Origin of the sequence: Fibrobacter sp. UWH9, assembly GCF_900129715.1 — a bacterium.
Classification (GTDB): domain Bacteria; phylum Fibrobacterota; class Fibrobacteria; order Fibrobacterales; family Fibrobacteraceae; genus Fibrobacter.
In genome coordinates this window covers 82,525-104,493 of record NZ_FQWP01000009.1, presented here as the reverse complement: position 1 = coordinate 104,493, position 21,969 = coordinate 82,525, and the positions used below count along the sequence as shown (strand labels likewise).

Below are 21,969 nucleotides of genomic sequence, written 5' to 3'. Positions count from 1 at the left end.
CGGCTATTATGTCAAAGACACAGATTCAGCATTTTATTTCGGAGGTGGAAAACCTCTGCGAAGATGATAAGCTTCAGATAATTTCCATAATCCTGGACTCTTTACGCGTATCATCTAGAAAATCCATGGATGACGAAGCTGCCGTGAAACTGTTTGAAAAGTTTACTGGGTGCATAAAGGCTGATACTCAAGTTGATTGCCGCAGAGAAAAATGCGAATATCTTGACGAAAGGTATGGGGCATAATGAAACTCTTTGTGGGTACCAATGTTTTCGTTGAGGTAGAGTCAAGTTTTTTTGAAAAATAACACGTTCCAACATCAGTTTTAAGCCAGGTTCTTCCGGGCTTTTTTTATAACGCTTTCATTATTCTTTTGAATGGATCCTTCGCTTTGCTCAGGATGACGCGGGGTCGCGACACTCATGCAAACAGTTGTTTGCAAAATGATCAACCCTAATTTGTATCCCTTGACGCGGCAGGGTTAGTGATTCTAGATTTGCTTTTAGAAAAAGAGGTAATTATGGCTCGTGAAATACGAGAAACCCCGATCTTGTTCGGTGAGGATGCTCGCCGTTTCTTAGCCCGTATGCAGGAAAAACGCACCGAGTCTCCAGAAGCTCGCGCTAGACGCTTACGGAATTACGAAATCATGTGTAAAGCGTATGAGGAGGGAATGCGTGAAAAACGCGCGCGCGAAGAAGCAAATGGAGGTGTTGATCCTTGTTTCAGACAGGTGTGATTGTCCCTAAATTTCTAAAACTTAAATCTTCGAAAACTGTTAAAGCATTTGATTGTGGCGATGCTGATTTGAATGACTTCATTTTAAATCAGTCGGCTCCATTTGCTAAATCATTGTAGATTCCTTACTGTAGATGCGTATTTGGCTGCGATTCCATTCTACCAAAAGAATGGGTTTGATTTCTTGAATCACGTAGATGAATGTAATCCGCATACCCGGTTGATGTACTTTGATTTGATGGACATTAAATGAAAGTGGCTCGTGAAATACGAGAAACACCGATCTTGTTCGGCGAGTTTTTTTATAGCGAAGAAGCTAACGGAGGTGTTGACCCTTACAAGGTTGCTCCTCCTTGCCGATACGATCACCGTGCTTTGGTTGCCTATGCCGAAAAGTGATTATTCCGGAGCGGCGGAGCCGCCAGTCCGGAGAAGTGAGAACCACTAGTCCGGCCGGTCTGACTGAGCCACCTGTTTTAGGGTTATTGTGCTTCAGATGGGTTCAACCCATACACTTCTCGCATGGATTTGTCAACGAACTTGTCGACGTACTCGATGTTTATCTTGTAGGAGTCGAAGGATATCCGGTCCATTATGGCATCCGCAAGCGTACTTTCACCTTCGCATATCTGGTCATACCAGTCTTTCTCCTCGAACTGCGAACAGAATATGGTCGAAGACTTCCTGCGTCTCTTGTGGATTACCTCCAGGAGCAACCTCGCCTCATTTTCCCGCAACTTGAACAGAAGCCATTCATCGATGATCAGGAGCGTGGGCTTGGTGTATTTCTGCAGGGCGTTTTCAAGCGTACGCCGATCCTCCGCGGTCGACAGGTCTATCAGAAGGTCGGGCAACCTCGTGAACTTTACGGAGTAGAACCGCTTGCAAGCCTCCATCCCGAAGGCACATGCGAGATATGCGAATTGTTGATTAATTGTGAAATTACGCAAACAGTTGTTTGCAAAAAGAAAAGTTTTCGAAAAAAATATTTTTTGTATCTCTTTTCTATGTATTTTATTGTAGGACCAGCTGACGGAATCTCCTCCAAAAAAGCTATATATGGAGATAAAAAAGAGAGTTTGCAAAATGGGTATTGCAATTAAAGCACGTGATTTTTTTGCCATAAAAAAAGCTGATATTATTCTTGACGGAATTACTGTCATTTCCGGTGTAAATGGCTGTGGAAAAAGCACACTAGCAAGATCCACGTACGAGTTGCTTTCTGCAGCAATAAACTATGATGATTTGGTTGCGAATACAACTAAAAGATTGCTTTTTGAAATGAAACAATCTTTACGTTCTGCTATGACCAATATGTCCGGTTTTGCTAAACGATCTGATGTATCTAAACTACAGATTGTCCATAGCGGTCTTTATTTTCGTGACCAAAATAACGAAAAATATCTCGAATTTCTTGATAGCTTGATTCAACTCTGCTATGAAGTTCAAAGGCCTTTGTCTTCAGCCAAAAAAAGGTATTACGACTCTTTTTGTAACATCTTGTGCAGTGTTTTAAAAAGACCGTATCATGAGGATTTGTCTGCAGAAGAATTATTGTCGGATTTCAAGATTAAATACATTGAAATTCAGAAGAATTCTGATTTTCTAAAGTTAGATCGTAAAATGACTGTTTTCCAGCAACAGTGGAATGAACTATTTGGTCAAAAGTTAAATCCATCACTATTTAATGTTTTTGAAAATGATGTTCCGGTTGTTGATGGTAATCGAAATGTTGTTCTTTATCCTGATTCAATAAAGAATATTTTTTATGTAGATACTCCGATGAGTCTCATGGATGCAAATGCGTTTGTCCTTGACGATACAAAGAAACATTGGACCGATTTGAATAAAGTTTTTTGGGGAAATCGAAAATTTGACGAACCTTTTAATTTCTACCCCAACGAGACGGGAGGTCTTTTAAATGGAAACTTTGACTGGAACGAAGATAAATCCTCGCTAATCTATAAAACCTCAGACGAAGGCCCTGTTTTTGATGTGTTGAAACGGGGCGCAACAGGTTTAAAATCATTTGTTATAATGCAGTCTTTATATAGAAAGGGTCTGATTAATCAAAATACCCTTTTGATTCTAGATGAGCCAGAAGCGCATCTGCATCCTCAATGGATAGTTCATTTTGCAAAGTTTTTAGTGATGTTGAGAAAAGAAACTCAATGCACGTTCCTTATTTCTAGCCATAGTACGGATATGGTTAGTTCTCTTAAATTCATTGCAGAAAAGGAACTGAAACAAAAAACACGATACTATTTGGCTGATTTGGAAGATGACAAAAGATTGTTGTATAGTTTTAAAAATTTGAATGATGATATTGAACCTATTTTTGAAAAGTTCAATAAGTCTTTTAGAATAATGGATGGATATTCCGAAGAAAATCAGGAAATTGCAGACTTGTAGTCTGTATTGGGGTTAGTGGATGCCGTATATTTACAATTTAGCGAAGACTCGTCAGTTTGCAGCAAACTTCAAAACGGTAACTGAGGATTATCCATCGCTGATAAAAAAAGAAGGCGGTGCAAATGATCTTAAGCAATGTCCTAATTTCGAAAAGACTGAATGTGTTTCTGGGGATCAATATGCAAGCGAACATCCTGAATTAGGAATGCGAACAAAATCTGGGGATTCCTTATTTGCTATTGATTATGGCCGAAATTTTAAGGTTGTTATCGCCGAGATGAAGTTTAGATGCGACACAAAAGGTAGCTGCGAAAATCTTGCTTCAGATATAAAAGAAAAAACCGTAAAAACAAAGCAACACTTTACTGGCGCAATATTTCATGACTTTGTTTATGTTCTCGTTGATAGCGGTAAACAAAGATTGTTAAATACTTTGTGTAAACAATTAACTGGCGGAAAAATTAAATACAAAGTTACGACGTTGCAAGAAATGCATGAAAAATTTTTCACAGCCTGAGTTTTTTCGCAAAAATAGTTTTTTTTAACATCAGATTTTTTATCAGGGGTAGTTTACGGATAAAATTACAGCTGGTGGTTTCAAAACCATCAGCTTTTGTTTTATCGTTTGCTCCTGTATTAAAATTGATTTACAAGCATTTTGCTGTACATGTATGACAAATTAACTGCATCTGTATTGCAGATTTTTTGCTCGTACAAAATTTTACCGAAATTTATGACAAACTATTTTATATTTCGCCAACGATCGTATTAACGGTCGTAAAACTGTTGCGTAGGGAAAATGAAGAGGAAAAGATGAAAAAAAAGACACTGTGCGTCATGACGACGGCGCTTGCCTGCGTAACTGCAGGTGCAGCGACTAATTATGACCTTCTTGGCCGTAAGGCTAGCAAGATGAATTCACCCATGGTCTATAAGGATGCTGACCACATGGCTATCAAGAAAAATGGCCTTGGTGGCGACAACCTGCAGGCCGCATCTGTAGCTGTTAAGGCTGCGTACCGAGCCGAATTCGATGAAGGTATTTACAATCATGATCGTGGATCTGATGGTCTCCCTACGAAGAATTTCATCACGTACCAGACCTACTACAATACCAATTGCTACTCCCTTTATCATACTCCTAACGCCAGGTATTATTTCGGGTGGAGCCAGTACGATCAAACTCCCGTCATATACAATTTCTCCACTACCCCCTATACGGTTAATGGTGCAAAGACGGCTACGGGCTACGATGTCAGTTTCTCCAAGACCAATTCCGACAAGCTTACGATTGTGGGGATTTCTTCTTCCTACAATGACTATGTTTACTTGCAGTTCAAGAACTTCGATGAAGTGCCGTACAGCCAGAGCGGAAAGGCCTTCCCTTACGAGAATCTGAAATACAACTATTATAACTTTAGTGACGATTATGTCGGCATCTATGTAGATACCAAGGCTTACCCGGCCTGGTTGAAGGATCAGACTCCCTCGAAGTTCTTCTTGCTGGAAGGCAGTGTTTTGGATAATATCACTTGCCAGGCTCATGTACCCACCCCGAATGACGAATACAACGCCACTCTCCTGAATTACGCTATGCCGGGTCAGAATAAGGGTGCTTACACTTTTATTCACAACTCCAAGTGCGAAAAGAGCCCGTATCCCGAAAATCCGTCTAGCCGTGACCCCCAGATTTACATGGGTGTTCATGCTGCCGAAGATACTCCCACCGATAAGTATACCGAAGAGACCAGGGAGCTGGATAATTACATCTACGAAAACCACATGCTTGAAATCGTGGGTGCCGGTAACTACAAGAACAATAGAAAGGGCCTGATGAATGCCAAGGCTTATGCCGCCAACGCAATCACCGTCGGTTCTGTAGATACCAAGAATACCATGGGTTTCTTCTCGGCCTGGGCCAACGCCCCGTACACCAACGCTGGCAAGACCGTAAGGGGCCAGAAGCCCGAAATTGCGAACTACACGGACTTTAGCTTCTTCGATAAGTCCAAGCGCAAGACCGATGTCAAGACCTACTCCAAGGGTGATTCCGTCTACACCAAGTACGAGGTTATGGATGGAACTATGGGTGCTACGGCTTATACCGCCAACATGATGGCCAATCTCATTAGGAGACAGCCTTTCATGCGTTACCATCCCGAAATGGCCAAGGCTCGACTCCTGACTTCCAGCATCCTGAAAATCAACGATGAAAACAAGAGCGGTGCCGTTGGCATTCCTTACTATCCGGCTCTCATGGGTTCTGAATACATTAACGAACCTGGTTATGAACATTACATCAATAAGTCTAACTACTGGTATGGCGATATCAATAGGATGTTCACAAAGGTTAGCGGCAAGAATCAGTACGAACTGTTCATCCCCTTTACTGTAAAGCCGGGATATAAGTATCGTGCCGCCATTTCTTGGCTCTCTTCTGGTGACGATATTGCAACGTATAACCGCGTTCCCCAGGACTTCGACCTGTTCCTGGTTGACAACTCGGGCAAGACTCTTGCCAGTGCCTCCAATAACGGCGCAACTCCTTATGAACTGTTGAGCTACACGGCTACCCAGGAACAGACCGTCAAGGTCAAGATTCTTCTTTACGAAGATATCAATGGTGAAGGTCATCCCCGTCATCACAAGATTAAGCTTGGCTTCAACTTCCTTGAGTATAAGGAATAGATGCGGTTCCGTTTCGTAAGGTTCTGACGAATAAAAACTTGACCTGCCATTAGATGGCGGGTCATTTTTTTTTTTGATTATACAATTTGAGGCGATCAAACGATAATATAGGTGAGGTGTAAAAATATGGATATCAATTCGATTAATCGTTTCATTGAAAATGGTCTTCTGCCGTCTCACACTCTGGGGCTCATGGGTAACCATGGTATCGGCAAGACCAGCTACGTTCACAACACTGTCCGCAAGATTATCGCCAAGAAGCACGGCTTGCCCCTGGATCGGGTGCATGTGATTAGCCGCTGCGTGTCTATTATGGATCCGGCCGACCTGATCGGTAACTTCCAGGAATTCGGCGGTCGAACTTATAGCTGCCCGCCCAGCTGGATTCCCACTTGCAAGGCCTACGACGACAAGATGGCCCAGCTGTACGAAGAAAACGGCATGCATTACAGCCGTCTGACCCAATACGACGATATTTATATTCTGTTCCTGGACGAATGTAAGCGCGGCAATGCGGTTATCCAGGACGGTATTATGGAACTGCTCCTGGAACACCGCCTGTTCGGGGTGGATCTCAAGGAGAACACTTACGTGGTTTGTGCCGACAACGACAACGCCACGATTTATAACGGCACCCGTCGCGACCCGGCCCAGGAAAGCCGAATCAAGAACTTCACTTTCGCGCCCACCGACAAGGAGTACCTCGAGGATTTCAGCCGCCGCGTGGAGGCCGGCCAGATTCACGAGGCCGTTCCCGATTTCTTGAGAAAGTATCCGGAGTTCATCGTTCTCCCCACCAAGACCATCGAGGAGCTTGCCATTCAGGGTAAGAAGGGGCCTTCGCCCCGCGACTGGACCCACCTGGGGGAATGTCTGATGAATTTCAGCAATAATAACGATGACATTACCACGGGTAACGTCAACTTCTTGACGGAGATTGCGTCGGCCTATGTGGGTTTCAGCTATGCCATGAAGTTTGCGGAATTCTGCGAGGTGGATCGCGTTCACGAGATTGACGTCAAGAAGATCCTGCAGTCCATGGACAAGGTCATGGTTAAGGTTGTCAGGGAGGCCTTCAAGAATAACATCAAGTTGGCTGTTCCGACCTGCCATTCCTTGCTGGAACTGGTAAAGTCTACCAGACTTAACGAAAAGCACGAGAAAAACATCCTGGCGTTCCTGGAATGCTGCCCCAACGAGGCCATTGTAGCCTTTGTAAAGGGCTGGATGAAGGAGAAGAAGGACCAGTTCCTGGCCTGGCGCAAGACTCCCAAGCGCTACAAGATTTACAACGCCGCCCTGATGAATAAGGAGGGCAAGAACGGCGGAGCTTCTGCCTATGACGCCTGGGTCTTGAACTTTACCAAGATGAACAATATTTCGGTGTCTGACCTGGATCGAGACGATATCATTATTGCGGCTTAGGGGGTGTCGTGACGGATTTTGAAAAGAGTTTTCAGGGGACCATATGCCGTCTCCTTGTGTACAGCCCGTTCAGCTTCAACTTGCTGGTGGGTATGAATACGGTGGCTACGGATTCTGTAGAAACCATGGGGGTGTGCGTCAAGAATGGCCGCATAAGCCTTCGGTACAATCCCCAGTTCTTTGTTTCGCTGGAAGAGGGGGAGCGCACCTATGTCTTGATCCACGAGATGATGCATGTGCTGCTGCACCACTGCACCCACCGCAGTTCCAGTGACCGTCGCCGTGCCTACAAAGAGAACGTGGCCATGGATCTGGCCATTAACAGCCTGATTTATGAAGAGACGGGTATCAAGATTCCCCGTTTCAAGGAGGATGTGGGCAACTGCAGAAAGGGCGATGTCATGAGCCTTTTGCCCATGATGTTTGGCTATAAGAACTGCCTGAGTTTCGAGCAGTACTTGACTCTGCTAGATCAGGATTTCCCCGATGTTACCGTCCAGTTTGTGGGTGGGGATGGCGAAATCGACGAGAATTGCCCCCTGGGCGAAATCACAAGGTGGCGCTTGGACAACCGGCATGGGGAAGGTTTTGAGGAAGATGCCTATATCGACGACTATGTGCGCAACGTGGTGGAGAACATCGGGCGAAACCACGGCTGGGGGCATCTCGATGGCACTGGTATCGAGATGGTGATGAAGGCCCAGGAGCAGCCCTTGAACTGGGGTGATATTCTGAGGCTCAAGCTGGGGCCCTTCCTGAGTTACCAGAAGGAACAGTCCCGCAGGCGCTGGAATAAACATTACGGCAAACCCTTTCTGGGGTATACCACGAAGTGCGTCGAACCGGTGGCGGTGTATGCCGATACCTCGGGCAGCGTGGGCACCCAGGACTTGTCGCGATTCATTGTGGAAATCGAGCGTATTGCCAACTATACCGGCGTATACCTCTGGAGTTTTGACATCGCGGTTCAGGATCCCGATGAAACGGTACTGTTCAACCGCCGCTCTATTGCCCAGATTGAGTTCAAGGGGCGCGGTGGGACTAGCTTTACACCTATTTTCGAGCATGCCCAGGAGAGGCACTTTTCGCAGGTGGTCATTCTGACTGATGGTGTTGCCGAAAAGGTAGACCCTGACCTGGCCAAGGGAATGGATGTTGTCTGGGTCATAACAAAAGACGGTGATACAGATAATAAACCTGGCACCGTCATAAAAATGGATCGTTAGTTGTAGAGGCTAGAGCAGCAGCATGCCGCCTTCGCCAAGGTTCAGGCAGGCTCTGTTGCGGCCGTTCTGCTTGGCGTTATAAAGGGCCTGGTCGGCACGTTCGATAATGGAGCGGACTGTGTCGCCATCCTGGCGTTCCGTAAAGCCCAGGCTGATGGTTACGGGAATCACCTGGCCGTCGGGCAGGGGAATGCGCAGCTTTTCGACGGCCTTGCGCAGGCGTTCTGCGATTATGCGGGCGTTTTCGGTGGAGGTTCCCGGCAGGAACACGCTGAATTCTTCGCCGCCGTAGCGTACGGGCATGTCGGAGGGGCGCAGGCTGTCGGTAATGGCTCCGGCCACGGCGATCAGGACCTGGTCACCGGCCAGATGGCCGTAAGTGTCGTTTACCCGCTTGAAATGGTCGATGTCCATCATGACGGCAGACAGGCGGAAATTGCCGGCGTTGCTGCGGTTGATTTCGCGGGTGTACATTTCTTCGAGCCAACGGCGGTTGTGGAGGCCCGTAAGGGAGTCCACCTTTGCGTTTTCTTCGATGCAGCGGATGTGGTATTCTTCTTCGCACACCACGCGGTTGTTGTTGCGCAGGCGCTGGCTCAGCATATGCAAAAAGTTCAGGCACAAGTCGTGAGAGGCGTTGATCATGGCCAGGGCGACTTCGGGTTCGATCACCAGAATGCGGCAGGGGTCCTTGGCGAATACGTAGGCGCTGGGCTTTACGCTGTCGAAGATGGACATTTCACCGGCACAGTGGCCCGGTTCGATGACATCCTTGAAGTTGCCGCCTTCGACTTCCATCTTGACTTCCATCATTCCGTCTAACAACACCAGCAAGCGGCGCTTGGGGTGTTCAGGGTCGATAAGAAGGGTTCCCGGTTCCACATTTACTGTATGGCAGCTCAACAAATATCCTGCCAAACTTTCAAAGGTGACGTTCTTGAAGATGTCAAGACGCTGAAATTCGGAACGGGAAATAGGAAGTGTTTCTAGATCATTTATAGCCATACCTTAATTATACAATAAATTAAGTGAAAGTTGAGATTCTTCTTAAAAATTTGTTGCAAAAGGCGAAAAAGAGCTATATTCTGTGAACAAAAAAGTTCTTTTTTTCGCGAAAATGAGGCATTTATGGGTAAAATGGTATTGAAGTCCGTCTATTTTAACGGCTCCGTCAGGGACATCCTTATTTCGGGCAAGAAGTTCGCCAAGGTGGAACGCCCGCTGACCGCAGCCGATTACAACAATGCCGAAATCGTGGACTGCTCCGGCCTGGCGATCCTCCCGCCGTTCTATAACGGCCATACCCATGCGGCCATGACCCTCCTTCGCGGTTATGCCGACGATATGCCCCTGCAGCAGTGGCTGACTCAGCACATCTGGCCCTTCGAGGCGAAGCTTACTCCCAAGGATATCCGGGTGGGATCCCGCCTGGCCATTCTCGAGATGATCAAGTCGGGTACGGTGTTCTTTGCCGACATGTACTGGCACCGCGAAGAGACCATCAAGGCGGTCAAGGAAATGGGGATTCGCGCGGCCATTGGCGTGACGGTGGCCGATGCGCTCCAGACGCCCGAACTGACCGAGGCCAGCTTCAAGTTCCTGCAGGAACACCGCATGGAGTCTGACCGTGTTTCTCTGGCGGTAATGCCCCACGCCATCTATACCGTTAGCGACAAGACCTTCAAACGTTGTGTGGAAGTGGCCCGCAAGGAGGAGTATATTCTTCATACCCATCTGGCCGAAACTGCTACCGAAGTCAAGGACTGCAAAAAGAAGTACGGCTGCACGCCGGTAGAACTGATGGACAAGTTCGGCGCCCTTGGCGGAAATTTCGTGGCGGCCCATTGCGTCCACCTCAGCGGAAACGACATGACGCTCATGGCGGAATCCTGTTCTGCGGCCATTGTCAATCCCTGTTCCAATTTGAAGTTATGTAGTGGCATCCCCAAGATCCACAAGATGCTGGAAAGCGGCATGCTGGTAGGCGTCGGGACCGACGGTGCTTCCTCCAACAACAACCTGGATATGCACGAAGAGATGAAGCTGACTTCTCTCTTGACCAAGGTTTCTAGCAGCGCCGAAAAGTTGCCTGCCGCCGATGCTCTGAAAATGGCTTCTTCCAATGTGGCCATTGCCTATGGCGTTCCGGCCGGAGCCATTGTTGAAGGTCTTTTGGCTGACGCCCTTTTGGTGGACCTCAGGAATGAACGTCTAACCCCCAACCACAATCTGGTTAGCAACTGGGTGTATTCCGCAGACAATAGCGCAATCAAGCACGTTATATGTAACGGCCAGTTCGTAATGAGGGACCGTCATGTGGATGGCGAAGAGGATATAATGAAAGAAGCCGAGCTGACAGCCCGGCGACTTGCTCAGTAAAACCGTTTCTGGTTTTTGATCTGGCTCCTACTTTTCTGAAGTGGGGGCTATTTTTTCGGAGGCTTCCTTTACGGCCTTGGCGGCGGCTTCCCTGGCTGCTTCCTTGGCGGCGTCGGTTGCCTTTTCTACGGTTTCCTTGGCCACCTCTTCTACTTTTTCGGAGGCCTTGTTGGCCATCTTCTCTGTGATTTCAGAGGCCTTTCGTTCGGCGGCACCTACAAGGTCTACAGGCTCCGTTGAGTATCCCATAGTCGCAAGTACGGTCTTGTAGGCGGCATAAGAAACGGAATTGTCGCGGGTCTCCTGCACAAAGCCCCCGAAGGGCATTACATGGAGGATTGTCAGTATGACGAACATGACCAGGGCGCCCTTCACCAGTCCAAAGAAGGCTCCAAGGATGCGGTCCACCTTTCCAACGACTGTGTCGGATACGTAATGGTTGACCATGTGGCCAGTAAAGAGCAGGGCGAGGAAGGGAACCAGGAATCCTATGCAAATACAGATAATCGAAGCGGAAAAATCGCTAAAGCCGAATCCTGCTACGGTATCGGAAAAGAACTTGTTGATGAAGTAGGCGTCGGTAATGGCGGCAATCCAGGCCAGGAGTCTGAAAATACCACGCAGGAGTCCGTGCCAGAGGCCAATGAGCAGCAGGATGGTCATCAACACGAGACTGACTATATCGATAGTGTTCATATTCAGGCTAAAAATAAAATTTTTTACAGGGCGGTATGGATGAGGACGGTCACAGCGGTGCTGATGACTACTCCAATTGATAGTCCAAGCAGGAACATTTTCTTGCGGCTATCCTTGTAGAGTGCCGGGGTCGAATAATCGGATTCCGACAGGGGGCCGTTGGATTCCTTGAGGGCGGAACACCAGACGCTCATATAGGGAGTGAGGTCGCGGGGGTAGTTCTTCATGATGGCGGCCAGCTGGTCGGCGGCATCGGCTGCGGTGAGGGGGCGGTTCTTGGGCTTCTTGGCTACCAGCTTCAGCACGAACTTGCGAAGGGCCATGGGGACTTCCTTGGGGAATACCTTGGGGGTGATTCGCAGTTTCTGGATGCGCTGGATGGTCTCGCTGAAGTTCGCCCCGCGGAATATGTTCTGGCCGGTGAGCATCTCGATGGCCACGATGCCAACGGCGAACAGGTCGGAAGCGGGGGAGGCGTCTTCGCCAAGAGTCTGCTCGGGGCTCATGTAGGTGACTGTACCGAGAATCGCGCCGGTCTGGGTGATGCGGCTGCGTTCCTCTTCGTCCTTGAAGAATCGGTTGAAGTCCAGCTTGTTGTCGGTATAGGCGATGCCGAAGTCCAGCAGACGCACACGACCGTCGTTATCGATCATGATGTTGGCGGGCTTGATATCGCGGTGGACTACGTTCTGGCGGTGGGCGTGGCCCAGGGCGCTCAGCACTTCGTAGAGCACCAGCATAACGACCCACAGGGGAGGCTGCTTGCACTTGTCCAGGATGTTGCGCAGGGTGTAGCCGTGAACGAATTCCATCGAAAGCGATAGCTTGCCGTCGCTTTCTTTCCAGAGGCCGTAGGGTCTGGTAATGGCGGGGTGGTTCAGGTGGGCTAGGATGTTACCCTCTTGCATGAAGCGCTTGAGGGCATCGGGGTTGTCTTCCTGGGTGGTTTGCATCTGCTTGACCACCACCATGCGGTCTAGGGAAGGGTCGTGGCAAAGCCACAGTTTGCCCATGGCGCCGGCACCCAGTTCCTGTACCGGTCTATAACCGCCAATCTTAGAAGGTTTGTCGTTCTTGCCTGCAGCCAATTAAAATCCCGAAAACAGTGAATAGTGAACAGTGAAGAGTGAATTATGATTTTTTTCGCAGGATTAATACGTCATATTTTCTAGTTAGACGGACTAATCCCGCTTATACCCAAATCTCATATCTCATCCCTCAAACCCCTTACTCCTTGTCGTTTAGGTAAATGCTCTGGTGCTTGGTCTTGGGATTCGGATTGGGGTAATCCAGAATGTAATGGAGACCGCGGGATTCCTTACGGCGCAGAGCTGCGATCAGGATCATCTTGGAGACCTGGAGGGCGTTCAGGAATTCAAGGAAGTAGAAGTTTTCGGTTTCCTTGTTCTTGATTGCGGCGTCCACTTCCTTTTCTAGACCTTCGATGACCTTGAGGCCCTGGTTCAGGCCGGCCACGGTACGTACGATACCGCAGTGGGTCCACATCATGTCCTGAAGGATCTTCTTGCGCTTGCGCCAGAAAGCGGACTTGGTGTAAGAAACCTTTTCCTTCTTGTTGGAACGAGGTGTGGAGATCTTTTCATTGAGGAGGCCGCTTTCCACGATGTTGTCGATGGCGCGAACGGCGTAGACGACGCTTTCGAGGAGGGAGTTGGAGGCCAGGCGGTTTGCTCCGTGAACGCCTGTTGCTGCGACTTCGCCGCATGCATAGAGACCTTTGATTTCTGTACGGGACCAGGTGTCTACCAGAACACCGCCGCACATGTAGTGTGCTGCGGGAACGACGGGGATCCATTCCTTGGTCATGTCGACGCCCACTTCCATGCACTTGGCATAGATGTTGGGGAAGTGGCTGCGGATGTCCTTGGGGGTGTGGCCGGTCAGGTCGATGTACATGTGGGGCTTGCCCAGACGCTGCATTTCGCTGTGGATGGCGCGGGCCACGATATCGCGGGGTGCCAGGGAGTGGAGCGGATGCACCTGGTTCATGAATTCTTCGCCCTTGTCGTTCTTGAGGATGCCGCCAAAGCCGCGGACCGCTTCGGAAATGAGGAAGGGCTTCTTGAGGCTGGGGGCGTAAAGGCTGGTGGGGTGGAACTGCATGAATTCGATGTCCTGCAGTGCTGCACCTGCACGGGCTGCAATGGCCATGCCGTCGCCGCAGCTGTCGGGCGGGCATACGGTGTACTGCCAGATACGCCCGGCGCCACCGGTAGAAAGGACTGTGGACTTGGCGTAGATGTTTTCGACTTCGCCTGTCTTCTGGTGAATGATCTTTGCGCCGATGCAGCGCTTTTCCTTGCCTTCGCCCTGGCAGATCAGGTCCTTGATGTAGCAGTTTTCAAGGTAATCGATGTTCTTCTGCTTGTGAAGTTCGCAGAGGAGGGCGCGCATGATTTCCTTTCCGGTAAGGTCTGCGGCGTGGAGGATGCGGTGATGGCTGTGGCCGCCTTCCAGATGGAGGTCGAACTCTTCGCGGTTCACCGGATTGGGGGTGAACTGGACGCCCCATTTTACAAGCTGCTGGATGGTGGCGGGGCCACTCTTGGTCAGGATGTTTACCGGTTCCTTCTTGCAGAGGCCGGCGCCTGCTTCCAGGGTATCGTCAATATGGAACTTGAACTTGTCTGTCTTCTTGGTAACGGTAGCGATACCGCCCTGAGCGTAGTTTGATGAACCGTCCGGTTTAGCTCCCTTGGTGAGGATGACTACAGAGAGACCTTTTTCTGCAGCATGAAGGGCTGCGCTTAATCCGGAAATGCCGGCACCGAGGACCAAAATATCGTACATGTTCAAACTCCGTTCAGAATCTATTGACTTTTGGATGTGTAATAGATAGAAAAAAAGCCGTATTTCGGCATTATATGACAACAAAATAAAACCAAATGGATTTTTTTACTACATTTTGCGCCGACAAAATTTTAATGGAGTCTACTCTATGTTAACGTGGATTAATGAAAAAGCCAAGTGGATTATTGTAATCTTTGCCGCAGGTATCGCTGTTGGCCTTCTGGCCATGGACCGTGTACCGAACCAGGGCAAGAGCTACCCGGTTGGTGAAGTCAACGACAGCAAGATCACCTATGCTGAATTCGACGCCCGTATCAAGATGATCGTGCAGAACCAGTATCAGGGTCAGCACCTCGAAGACGAACAGTACAACCAGCTCCGTTCCGAAGTCTTCCGCTCTTTCGTTCGCCAGATTCTCCTGAATGGCGAATTCGAAAAGGCCGAACTGCAGGCCTCGGTCGCCGAACTGGAATCTGAATTCACCCGCAATCCGGATGCCGTCCGCGGCCGTCTGGTGCAGGAAGCTCAGCGTCGCCTCTATGCTATCCAGCAGCAGGCTACCTCCCAGGAAGACTTGATGCAGCGCTCTCAGGCCTACATCGCAAGTCTGCCCAAGTTCCTCACCGATTCTACCTTCAACAAGGATGAATACGACGCCTGGCTCAAGACTCCCGAAGCCTTCAAGTGGGGTGTCATGCTTCAGTACGAAGAAGACCTGAAGACCAACACCATCCCCGTTCGCCAACTGCAGGCTCTGGTCGGTGCTTCCTTCCACGCTACTTCTCTCGAAGCTAACTGGACCGTCGGTCGCCGTATGACTGACTACGAACTGCAGGTGGCAGTCGCCTCTGCTTCTGACTTTGCCGTTGACGAAAACACTGTCGACAGCGTCATGGTTGCCGGTTACTTCAATGCACATAAGGACAGCTTCTTCGTGATGAAGGACATGGCTCAGTTCCAGTATGCTTACCTGCCGGTCGAAGCTACCGCCGGTGACGATGCACGCATCCGCGAATATGCAATGACTCTCTACTACCAGCTCACCGACTCCTCTTCTACCACCACCTTCGAAGACATGGCTCGCATTTCTTCCGAAGATCCGGGTACTGCAGAAAAGGGCGGCATCCTGAGCGACGATTACGTTGGTCGTGGTGTCTATGTCAAGGAATTCGAAGACAAGGCTTTCTCCCTGGATTCCGGCGCTATCTCTGAACCGGTGAAGACCCGCTTCGGCTACCATATCATTAAGTCTTACGGCAAGTCCAAGGACTCTACCGGTGCTGACCTGGTCAAGGTCGGTCACATCCTGCTGGTCGTGAACGCTTCTTCTGAAACTATCGACAGCCTCGAAAACGTTCTTGCTCAGGTTAAGGCTAGCGTTGATGCAGGCAAGTCCTTCGAAGAAGCTGCCAAGGATCAGAACCTGATGGTTCAGAAATCCAACTGGATTTCTCGTGGCGACAACATCGACGGTGTCGGTTACCTGAAGGGTCTGGCTGCCTACGCATGGCCCAACGAAATCCTGCCCGAAGAATCTAGCAAGGTTTCTCCGGTCATGAAGAACAACAAGTGGGTTGCTGTCGCTATCAAGACTGCCGACCTCAAGGCTGGCGAACGTAGCCTCGACCTGTTCTTCAACGACATCAAGGCAACTCTCCTCCGCAACAAGGCTGCTTCCGCTGCTGAAGCTTACCTGAACTCTGTTGCCGACAAGGTCAAGGCCTTCAACGCCGACGATTCTACCACCAAGATCGAAAAGGTCCGCGTAGAAACCAAGAGCGCTTCTGTTGACGGTTACGTTCCGGGCTTCGGCTACGGCAACGTGAACTTCGCCAAGGCAGTCAAGAACGCCAAGGAAGGTGAATGGACCGCTGCAATGGCAACCGATATTGGTGCCGTGATGCTGAAGGTCACCTCCAAGAAGACTCCTGAAGAAGAAGCTCTGAAGTCCGCTGTTAAGTCCGACGTCCAGAACGCTTCTAGCTACGGTGCTGCAAGCCTGTTCAACGAATTCGTGAACAACCTGGAAGCTGCAACTCCGGTCAAGAACAACCTGGACCTGTACTACAGAGACTAATATCCGGTCTTTGATGACAAGTTCAAAAATGTTTACTACATTTAGCACCGCTTTTGCGAAGGCTTAAGTAGAAACATTTTTCGGTGCCATCGTCTAGTGGTCTAGGACACTGGCCTCTCACGCCGGCAACGAGGGTTCGAGTCCCTCTGGCACTATAAAATAAACCAATCACGCTCCAAGCCTTGTAAATAAAGGGCTTGGGGCTTTTTCTTTATGTAATAATTTTTTAAATCGTGACGAAATCGTGACTGAAGTTCGAAATTTATCATTTTCGTGACTTCGCGAAAATGGTCTAGCGCTTGCGAATCGTGACGCAAACAAAAAACGCTCGAATTTCATCGAGCGTTTTCCATCACGTTATCCAGGCCGGTCGAACCGGTTTGTACCTGTTGATGTCAGCCACGCGGGCCTGCATTCAATATAGCATTAAACGAACTTGAATTGAACTACCATCCCTTTGTGAAAGCTTAATGCGTCGAATTCTTCTGCGGTCATTTTGTGTCCTCTGTTCGTCCATTATTCAAAACTCTTTCTTTTTGCTTGAAATACTCAGCCTTGTAGGATTCGTAGCATTCCTGGCAAAGATTCACCCTGCCATGCGCATGATCTTTCCAGACGTTGTACACTTTAACTTCAGAACTGTACTTGAAACATAAATCGCAACCGTACCGTGCTGGAGATACAAAAGGCATAGGTAAATTTACACTTGCTTCGACTTCGTTTATAAAACGTTCTTTATAATCTTTGAGTTCTTGAATTAGAACTTTTCTTTCCTCGTTTAGCTCTACAATTATGGAACGCATTTGATTTGACAAGTTGCAGATGTTAGGCCCTAAAGCCCATTCAACTTTTTGGTCTAAAGTCCAACTTTTAAATATTTCTTCAAACGTCATTGCTTCTTCTCTGTTAAGGGATGTTTCTCCATTACAACCCGCTTGATTGCGTAGATCGTTTCTGTTCGGACAAGGTTGCTTAAGGTGGCTTCTTCGTCGGCTTCGCCATCGATGGTGTACCATTCGCCTTCGTAGTCCCAGAACATCAGTTCCACGGATCCGTCCCAGTAGGCGACCCAGTACCAGCCTGAGGGCAGGTAAGGGGCCTCACGGTCCTTGACGGTAGCCCACTTTATCCATTTAGAGTGTCGTTTTTTTTTGTCATTGAGGAGCTCTTGTGTTTTTACGCTGTTTTTTACTTTTGATCGTTATTCCCATTTTTCATTTCCTCTAATTTTTATTATTCAATCTTCGGCATGACAAGTGCGTTACCGTTGGATACCTGGGGAAGCTTTCCGTCCCACTTTTCGATGTACTTGAGCGTCAGGTATTCCTTTCCGTTCTGCTGCTTGAGTGCCTGCATCTGCAGAGCGATCACTGCGGAGTCTGCCTTTGCTTTCGCCACCTTCTGCTCGTTCTGGTATTCAACCTTCAGCTTGATGTTCTTTTCCTTCAGGGCGTCCTGCTCAGCGACTTGCTTGGCTTCTACAGCTTCCTTGAAGGCTTTTCCGAATGCAAAGTCCGTGATGGCGAGGCCTTCGACGATGACGTGTGTATTTGCGGAGTCAAGTTTAGACTTCAATGTTGTTTCCATGCGCTGACGGATTTCCTCGCGTTTCTGCAGCATCTCCTCCGCGGTGTACTGTGGAGTTACGCCTGTGATCGTCTCCTTGATTTTTGGCTGCAGGGCAATCTCTACACCGTTCATGCCGTACTGCGTGTAAACCTGGTCAACCTTTGACGGGTCAATTCTGTAATTTACGGCAACTGTTACGTTGACGGTCTGCAGGTCCTTTGACCCGGACTCGATACGGATTTCCTGAAGTTCGGTCTTTACGGAAATCTTTAATACCTGCTTTGTGATAAAGTTGTAGATGGTAAGGCCGGGTTCAACTACCTCGTCAACCTTTCCGAATTCAAGGATGATTCCGCGTTCGGTCTGGTCGATCTGAGCACATCCAACGATTGTGAGTGCGATGATGATTGCGATGATTGTCTTTTTCATTTTATGTCTCCCATGTGATGATGAAAATGATGACGGGGGTCATTACCAAAGCCAAGGCTATTGCAAGGAATCCCACTTGTTTTATGGTCGGGATGTTGCCGGTTCCTGCCGCAGCAAGGTAGCCGCCAATCAAACCGATTGTGTATGCGATTATGCAACTGATTATTTCCATTACATCTTCTCCAGCTTCTGGATACGATCTTCAAGCTTAAACATGATTCTGTACTTCTGGGCAGTCTTGCGACTGTTGTAATTGTGGTCAAGACTATGGAATCTAATCGACTTCATGTAAGCCAACTTCCATTTCAAAAGTTCAAGACGGAGGGCCTTGTTTTCGAGACGGTAGGAAATGATATCCCACTTGAGCTCGGTGTTCTCCATGTCGAGCTTGTCGCTTTTGTTGATGGCGTCGATGTACATCGCGCTGATCTTGCGATAGTCTTCTTCAAGGCTCACGGCCTTGTCGGTTGTACCGTGCAGGTGGTCGTGGTTGATGGTCATGATAAAATACCGATTTCGCTAAGGTTTATAATCTGAAAAACGCGGTCGTCTTCCATAGCCTTGTTAAGACAATCGACGCAGAGACTCATGGAGAACGTCCAGCCGAAAGCCTTGACTTGCGCTTCGTAATCCAGAGGAAAGAAGCACTTGCGGACGTGAGTGCCTTCTTTCCCGCAACAAATGCACGGCGGATATTTTACGCAGGCTTCAGAATGCAGGTTTTCTTTCTCCGCCATCATCATAAGCTCGCGCTGCTGTCGGCGAAGGTCTTCGCATACTGCGGTCATGTTGCGGGAGATAAGTGTCTTACGCTTCTTCATTGGTGCTCTCCAAAACTTTTGGACGGCCGTGGTCCTTGTTGAAGCTGATCATGTCCTTTTCCTTGTAGGTGTAGAACATTCTCAGGTCCATCTTGCCGTAATCGTCGGTGTGGAAAACTGCGACCTTGATCAGGCCTTCGTCGGAGTAGTCCGTGAACTGTTCGATGAATTCCTGGATGTAATCCTTGACTTCGTTCATTTCGTAAACGGTAGCGTCGGTCTTGATTTCGGTCGAGACATTATTGATTAATTCATGATGAGTTGTTTTAATGTTATAAGCCATGTTATGACCTCGCGAACGCCTTGCTGGAAGCTTCATCGTCGCTCATGATGCGATTCTTGCGGAAGTAAGCGTCCATGTCGTTTGTGTCGATGAAGATCTTGCGACCGAACTTGCTGTGAGCGATTTCGCCGGTCCTGACGAGTTCGCTTAGTTTTCCCTTCTTGAGATTGTACTTTTTGGCGGTTGCTCCCAGGTCAAGGAAACAAGGTTCGGTCTTGGTCCTGTCTGCGGTAATAGCTGCCATAATCCTCTTTTCGAAGGCGTCGAGGTCAGCCTTGGTTACGATGTCTTCAATCTGCATTGTTGTCCTCCAGGCTTACCAGGAATGAGATGTTGCAGGCAACATGCCAGAGGTGGGGAAGGCCGGATTCTTCGTCACAGCTTTTGGGATCGTCGATGTACTGTGCCCAATGGCGGAAGGCTGCGTCGCGGTAGCGTTCGATTTCGACGGTCTTCCAGTTGTCCTTGGACTTGTATTTGCGATTGCCGTATTCACGGACGCGGGCGATTGCTTCAAGGATTTTCGTCGGGACAAGGGAAAGCTGGGGCTTGCCGCAGTCGGCCTTTGCGGACTGATCTGGAATCTTTACCGACGATTCCTTGCCGGGGTGAGTCCAAAAGTTGGGAATGAACTCGGTCTGAGTCTTTTCCATTTCGGAAACAACTGCCGAGGATTCCTCGGTGGTTGCAGTCTTTTTCTTGCGGTCGCGCTTCTTTTCTTGTGCGGGCTTTTCGGCGGACTTTGCGTTCATCGCCTTGACTTGCTTTCCCAGGCGAGCTTCTTCTTTTTCTGCGATTTTCTTTTTCAGGTTCATTTTGATTCCTTTACACACTGGGTGCATTTGAACACGTTCAGGCCTACTTCGAACATGTCTTTGATTTTGAACTTGTGGCCACAACGGTAGCAGGTTGCCAAAAGGTTGGGGCTGTCGCCAAGGAATACCTTTGCTTCACATTCCCTGGCGAGCTTGAAGTAATTCATTTTCTACTCCTGCTCTTCTTCGGTTTCGGGTTCTTCTTCAATCTGCCGGCGGGCTTCGGCTTCATACCAGGAACGTTCCTTAAGGTCAAAGAAAGCGCGTTCGACTTCAGACTTGTAGATGACGCCGTCGTAATCGGTGAGAATGTCTACGATCTTTGCAACGATGTAGTCGCGCTGGGAATCGCCATTGGCGGTAGGTTCATCGATGTTGGCTACGGCTCCTTCGTCGTATTCTTCATCGGCGTCTGCCGTACTGCTTTCGCCGAAGGTTTCGTTGTCGTAGCACTCGGTATTCAGTGTGTCGAAGATGAGGGCTACGGCGTTCGAATTAATGCTGTCTACGATGTTCTGGACGCGTTCCTTAAAGTCAGCCTTTTCCAGTTCATTTTTGCGCTGATGTACCTTGCTGTTCAGTTCGCGTTCTGCACGTTCCTGTTCCTGGGCTTCCTCTTCTTCAGGGTCTTCAGGTGCTTCGGAGCGCTTCCAGCGGAAAATCACCTCTCCGTCCTTCTTGACGTAGAACCAGAGATGTCCACCGTCTTCCTTGATGCGTTCAACGACTTCCACGTCGCTTTCGCTCATTTTGTCCGGATCAATAAAGCTGTAGGAATGGATGAAATCCCAATCGTAATTGCCTTCCCATTGGATGTAGCCGTTCTTCTTCAGTTCGGCGACCTTGCCTTCAATGAACTTGTCCAGATTGTTCTGATAGCATTCGCCGTCCTGGCAGTAGCTGTCGGTAACGTCTCCGAAAATATCCTGCTGGGTGATGGTCTGCTTGTCGCATCCCTTGCAGATTTTCTTTGTGTTGAAGGGGGCCTTGGAGAGGTTCTTCTTCTCGTTCATGATACGAGTTTTGAGGTCTTCCGGATGGGTGTAACGGCACTGATCGGCGAACTTCTTGACTTCATCATCGTTGGTGCACATGGTCAGCACTTCGGCGTGGGCCAAGGTGATTTCGCCTTCGTCTACCATTTTCATGATATCGTCGCCAAGCTCCGCCATTTTCTGGCGACCAAGGGCCCAGCGTACGCTGTGGCCGAAGTTGGTTGCGATGGAACGGATGTCGGTACCGTTCTTGACCATCTGCAGGACTGCACGGCATTCGTCACCTGCGCTCATATTCTTGCGGCTCACGTTCTCGGCGGTGGCGATTTCGAAGAGTTTGTCTTCGGGACCGTCAATCACGTTACAGGCTACCTTGTCGATGCCGAGGTTCTGCAGTGCCTTCAGGCGACGGGAACCTGCAACAACTTCAAACTGGTTGCCGTTCCAGCGGACGGTCAGCGGAGAGATAAGGCCGTGGGCCTTGATGCTTGCTTCCAGATCGGAAACGTCGCCGATTTCGGATCTGGGGTTGTTCTGGTTGGGGATGATTTTCGCGACTGCGATAGTTCTCATGTCAAGCTGCGTTTTCATTGATTTTGTTCCTT

The 21,969-nt window shown here is 48.9% G+C and carries 25 protein-coding genes and 1 tRNA gene; 10 read left to right on the top strand and 16 right to left on the bottom strand.

The annotated features are described in order from the left end of the window. Positions 1 to 8: 8 nt before the first annotated feature. Together BUB94_RS09495 and BUB94_RS09490 are read left to right on the top strand one after the other, a co-directional pair. Positions 9 to 245, top strand: coding sequence for a hypothetical protein (locus BUB94_RS09495; protein WP_139258460.1), 237 nt, complete (start codon positions 9 to 11; stop codon positions 243 to 245). 275 nt (positions 246 to 520) lie between these two features. Beyond that, on the top strand, positions 521 to 739 hold the full coding sequence (locus BUB94_RS09490) for a hypothetical protein (RefSeq protein WP_073161277.1): 219 nt from the start codon (positions 521 to 523) through the stop codon (positions 737 to 739). A gap of 481 nt (positions 740 to 1,220) precedes the next feature. Here BUB94_RS09490 and BUB94_RS16220 read toward each other — a convergent pair whose 3' ends face one another. Then, the gene (locus BUB94_RS16220; protein WP_217653121.1) at positions 1,221 to 1,688 is read right to left on the bottom strand and encodes an ATP-binding protein; all 468 of its coding nucleotides are present in this window, start codon (positions 1,686 to 1,688) and stop codon (positions 1,221 to 1,223) included. 136 nt (positions 1,689 to 1,824) lie between these two features. Between BUB94_RS16220 and BUB94_RS09480 the strand changes: the two genes are divergently transcribed. The 5 genes from BUB94_RS09480 (at position 1,825) to BUB94_RS09460 (ending at position 8,489) form a co-directional block, all read left to right on the top strand. Then, the gene (locus BUB94_RS09480; RefSeq protein WP_073236418.1) at positions 1,825 to 3,150 is read left to right on the top strand and encodes an AAA family ATPase; all 1,326 of its coding nucleotides are present in this window, start codon (positions 1,825 to 1,827) and stop codon (positions 3,148 to 3,150) included. 19 nt (positions 3,151 to 3,169) lie between these two features. Next, positions 3,170 to 3,667, top strand: a complete 498-nt coding sequence (locus tag BUB94_RS09475) for a hypothetical protein (protein WP_073236415.1) — start codon at positions 3,170 to 3,172, stop codon at positions 3,665 to 3,667. 296 nt (positions 3,668 to 3,963) lie between these two features. Beyond that, a complete protein-coding gene (locus BUB94_RS09470; protein WP_112132867.1) occupies positions 3,964 to 5,838 on the top strand; it encodes a S8 family serine peptidase in 1,875 nt (624 codons plus the stop codon). Between the two features lie 126 nt (positions 5,839 to 5,964). Beyond that, a complete protein-coding gene (locus BUB94_RS09465; RefSeq protein WP_073236410.1) occupies positions 5,965 to 7,263 on the top strand; it encodes a hypothetical protein in 1,299 nt (432 codons plus the stop codon). Between the two features lie 8 nt (positions 7,264 to 7,271). Then, positions 7,272 to 8,489 carry a vWA domain-containing protein gene (locus BUB94_RS09460; protein ID WP_073236406.1) on the top strand — a complete coding sequence of 406 codons (1,218 nt, stop codon included), beginning with the start codon at positions 7,272 to 7,274 and terminating at the stop codon, positions 8,487 to 8,489. A 9-nt stretch (positions 8,490 to 8,498) separates the two neighbouring features. Here the strand turns inward: BUB94_RS09460 and BUB94_RS09455 are convergent, their stop codons facing one another. Then, entirely contained in the window at positions 8,499 to 9,494 is a 996-nt protein-coding gene (locus BUB94_RS09455; protein WP_073161292.1) for a GGDEF domain-containing protein, read from the bottom strand. A gap of 123 nt (positions 9,495 to 9,617) precedes the next feature. On the opposite strand from BUB94_RS09455, the gene BUB94_RS09450 reads away from it, so the two are divergent. Continuing rightward, positions 9,618 to 10,868, top strand: a complete 1,251-nt coding sequence (locus BUB94_RS09450; protein ID WP_073236403.1) for an amidohydrolase — start codon at positions 9,618 to 9,620, stop codon at positions 10,866 to 10,868. 27 nt (positions 10,869 to 10,895) lie between these two features. On the opposite strand, the gene BUB94_RS09445 is transcribed toward BUB94_RS09450, so the two are convergent. The 3 genes from BUB94_RS09445 to nadB form a co-directional block, all read right to left on the bottom strand. After that, positions 10,896 to 11,564, bottom strand: coding sequence for a CvpA family protein (locus tag BUB94_RS09445; RefSeq protein WP_073236399.1), 669 nt, complete (start codon positions 11,562 to 11,564; stop codon positions 10,896 to 10,898). 23 nt (positions 11,565 to 11,587) lie between these two features. After that, on the bottom strand, positions 11,588 to 12,652 hold the full coding sequence (locus tag BUB94_RS09440) for a serine/threonine protein kinase (RefSeq protein ID WP_073161295.1): 1,065 nt from the start codon (positions 12,650 to 12,652) through the stop codon (positions 11,588 to 11,590). A 139-nt stretch (positions 12,653 to 12,791) separates the two neighbouring features. Next, positions 12,792 to 14,375: an L-aspartate oxidase gene (nadB, locus tag BUB94_RS09435; RefSeq protein ID WP_073236396.1), complete on the bottom strand. Its 1,584-nt coding sequence runs from the start codon at positions 14,373 to 14,375 to the stop codon at positions 12,792 to 12,794. A gap of 148 nt (positions 14,376 to 14,523) precedes the next feature. Between nadB and BUB94_RS09430 the strand changes: the two genes are divergently transcribed. Both BUB94_RS09430 and BUB94_RS09425 read left to right on the top strand, forming a co-directional pair. Next, positions 14,524 to 16,452 (top strand): peptidylprolyl isomerase, encoded by a 1,929-nt coding sequence (locus BUB94_RS09430; RefSeq protein ID WP_073236393.1) that lies wholly within the window; start codon positions 14,524 to 14,526, stop codon positions 16,450 to 16,452. 82 nt (positions 16,453 to 16,534) lie between these two features. Further along, a tRNA-Glu gene (locus BUB94_RS09425) sits at positions 16,535 to 16,607 on the top strand. Between the two features lie 336 nt (positions 16,608 to 16,943). On the opposite strand, the gene BUB94_RS09420 is transcribed toward BUB94_RS09425, so the two are convergent. From BUB94_RS09420 to BUB94_RS09385, 11 genes are all read right to left on the bottom strand, one after another. Then, positions 16,944 to 17,345, bottom strand: a complete 402-nt coding sequence (locus tag BUB94_RS09420) for a hypothetical protein (RefSeq protein WP_073236390.1) — start codon at positions 17,343 to 17,345, stop codon at positions 16,944 to 16,946. Continuing rightward, positions 17,342 to 17,491 carry a hypothetical protein gene (locus BUB94_RS16810; RefSeq protein WP_175549711.1) on the bottom strand — a complete coding sequence of 50 codons (150 nt, stop codon included), beginning with the start codon at positions 17,489 to 17,491 and terminating at the stop codon, positions 17,342 to 17,344. Before BUB94_RS16810 ends, BUB94_RS09420 begins: the two co-directional genes overlap by 4 nt. A gap of 194 nt (positions 17,492 to 17,685) precedes the next feature. Next, a complete protein-coding gene (locus tag BUB94_RS09415; RefSeq protein ID WP_073236387.1) occupies positions 17,686 to 18,450 on the bottom strand; it encodes a prohibitin family protein in 765 nt (254 codons plus the stop codon). Position 18,451: 1 nt separating this feature from the next. Continuing rightward, entirely contained in the window at positions 18,452 to 18,622 is a 171-nt protein-coding gene (locus BUB94_RS16805) for a hypothetical protein (RefSeq protein ID WP_158535487.1), read from the bottom strand. Continuing rightward, entirely contained in the window at positions 18,622 to 18,951 is a 330-nt protein-coding gene (locus tag BUB94_RS09410) for a hypothetical protein (RefSeq protein ID WP_073236384.1), read from the bottom strand. The genes BUB94_RS16805 and BUB94_RS09410 overlap by 1 nt, the downstream gene beginning before the upstream one ends. Next, the gene (locus tag BUB94_RS09405) at positions 18,948 to 19,271 is read right to left on the bottom strand and encodes a hypothetical protein (protein WP_073236381.1); all 324 of its coding nucleotides are present in this window, start codon (positions 19,269 to 19,271) and stop codon (positions 18,948 to 18,950) included. Before BUB94_RS09405 ends, BUB94_RS09410 begins: the two co-directional genes overlap by 4 nt. Next, entirely contained in the window at positions 19,258 to 19,554 is a 297-nt protein-coding gene (locus tag BUB94_RS09400) for a hypothetical protein (RefSeq protein WP_073236377.1), read from the bottom strand. Before BUB94_RS09400 ends, BUB94_RS09405 begins: the two co-directional genes overlap by 14 nt. 1 nt (position 19,555) lies before the next feature. After that, complete coding sequence (locus BUB94_RS09395) at positions 19,556 to 19,855, bottom strand: helix-turn-helix domain-containing protein (protein ID WP_073236374.1); 300 nt, start codon at positions 19,853 to 19,855, stop codon at positions 19,556 to 19,558. After that, positions 19,845 to 20,369, bottom strand: coding sequence for a dATP/dGTP diphosphohydrolase domain-containing protein (locus BUB94_RS09390; RefSeq protein ID WP_073236369.1), 525 nt, complete (start codon positions 20,367 to 20,369; stop codon positions 19,845 to 19,847). Before BUB94_RS09390 ends, BUB94_RS09395 begins: the two co-directional genes overlap by 11 nt. Then, on the bottom strand, positions 20,366 to 20,536 hold the full coding sequence (locus BUB94_RS16800) for a hypothetical protein (RefSeq protein WP_175549710.1): 171 nt from the start codon (positions 20,534 to 20,536) through the stop codon (positions 20,366 to 20,368). The genes BUB94_RS09390 and BUB94_RS16800 overlap by 4 nt, the downstream gene beginning before the upstream one ends. Positions 20,537 to 20,539: 3 nt before the next feature. Further along, the gene (locus BUB94_RS09385; RefSeq protein WP_073236366.1) at positions 20,540 to 21,955 is read right to left on the bottom strand and encodes a ParB/RepB/Spo0J family partition protein; all 1,416 of its coding nucleotides are present in this window, start codon (positions 21,953 to 21,955) and stop codon (positions 20,540 to 20,542) included. Positions 21,956 to 21,969: the final 14 nt, after the last annotated feature.

Bases quoted from the DNA above. Each gene is read 5' to 3' on its own strand.
- BUB94_RS09490 (WP_073161277.1), top strand. From the start codon at position 521: ATGGCTCGTGAAATACGAGAAACCCCGATCTTGTTCGGTGAGGATGCT.
- BUB94_RS09445 (WP_073236399.1), bottom strand. From the start codon at position 11,564: ATGAACACTATCGATATAGTCAGTCTCGTGTTGATGACCATCCTGCTG.
- BUB94_RS09430 (WP_073236393.1), top strand. From the start codon at position 14,524: ATGTTAACGTGGATTAATGAAAAAGCCAAGTGGATTATTGTAATCTTT.
- BUB94_RS09465 (WP_073236410.1), top strand. From the start codon at position 5,965: ATGGATATCAATTCGATTAATCGTTTCATTGAAAATGGTCTTCTGCCG.
- BUB94_RS09415 (WP_073236387.1), bottom strand. From the start codon at position 18,450: ATGAAAAAGACAATCATCGCAATCATCATCGCACTCACAATCGTTGGA.
- BUB94_RS09495 (WP_139258460.1), top strand. From the start codon at position 9: ATGTCAAAGACACAGATTCAGCATTTTATTTCGGAGGTGGAAAACCTC.
- BUB94_RS16805 (WP_158535487.1), bottom strand. From the start codon at position 18,622: ATGGAAATAATCAGTTGCATAATCGCATACACAATCGGTTTGATTGGC.
- BUB94_RS09455 (WP_073161292.1), bottom strand. From the start codon at position 9,494: ATGGCTATAAATGATCTAGAAACACTTCCTATTTCCCGTTCCGAATTT.
- BUB94_RS09395 (WP_073236374.1), bottom strand. From the start codon at position 19,855: ATGCAGATTGAAGACATCGTAACCAAGGCTGACCTCGACGCCTTCGAA.
- BUB94_RS09480 (WP_073236418.1), top strand. From the start codon at position 1,825: ATGGGTATTGCAATTAAAGCACGTGATTTTTTTGCCATAAAAAAAGCT.
- BUB94_RS09470 (WP_112132867.1), top strand. From the start codon at position 3,964: ATGAAAAAAAAGACACTGTGCGTCATGACGACGGCGCTTGCCTGCGTA.
- BUB94_RS16810 (WP_175549711.1), bottom strand. From the start codon at position 17,491: ATGTTCTGGGACTACGAAGGCGAATGGTACACCATCGATGGCGAAGCC.
- BUB94_RS09400 (WP_073236377.1), bottom strand. From the start codon at position 19,554: ATGGCTTATAACATTAAAACAACTCATCATGAATTAATCAATAATGTC.
- BUB94_RS16800 (WP_175549710.1), bottom strand. From the start codon at position 20,536: ATGAATTACTTCAAGCTCGCCAGGGAATGTGAAGCAAAGGTATTCCTT.
- BUB94_RS09390 (WP_073236369.1), bottom strand. From the start codon at position 20,369: ATGAACCTGAAAAAGAAAATCGCAGAAAAAGAAGAAGCTCGCCTGGGA.
- BUB94_RS09410 (WP_073236384.1), bottom strand. From the start codon at position 18,951: ATGACCATCAACCACGACCACCTGCACGGTACAACCGACAAGGCCGTG.
- BUB94_RS09450 (WP_073236403.1), top strand. From the start codon at position 9,618: ATGGGTAAAATGGTATTGAAGTCCGTCTATTTTAACGGCTCCGTCAGG.
- BUB94_RS09475 (WP_073236415.1), top strand. From the start codon at position 3,170: ATGCCGTATATTTACAATTTAGCGAAGACTCGTCAGTTTGCAGCAAAC.
- BUB94_RS09405 (WP_073236381.1), bottom strand. From the start codon at position 19,271: ATGAAGAAGCGTAAGACACTTATCTCCCGCAACATGACCGCAGTATGC.
- BUB94_RS09420 (WP_073236390.1), bottom strand. From the start codon at position 17,345: ATGACGTTTGAAGAAATATTTAAAAGTTGGACTTTAGACCAAAAAGTT.
- BUB94_RS09385 (WP_073236366.1), bottom strand. From the start codon at position 21,955: ATGAAAACGCAGCTTGACATGAGAACTATCGCAGTCGCGAAAATCATC.
- nadB (WP_073236396.1), bottom strand. From the start codon at position 14,375: ATGTACGATATTTTGGTCCTCGGTGCCGGCATTTCCGGATTAAGCGCA.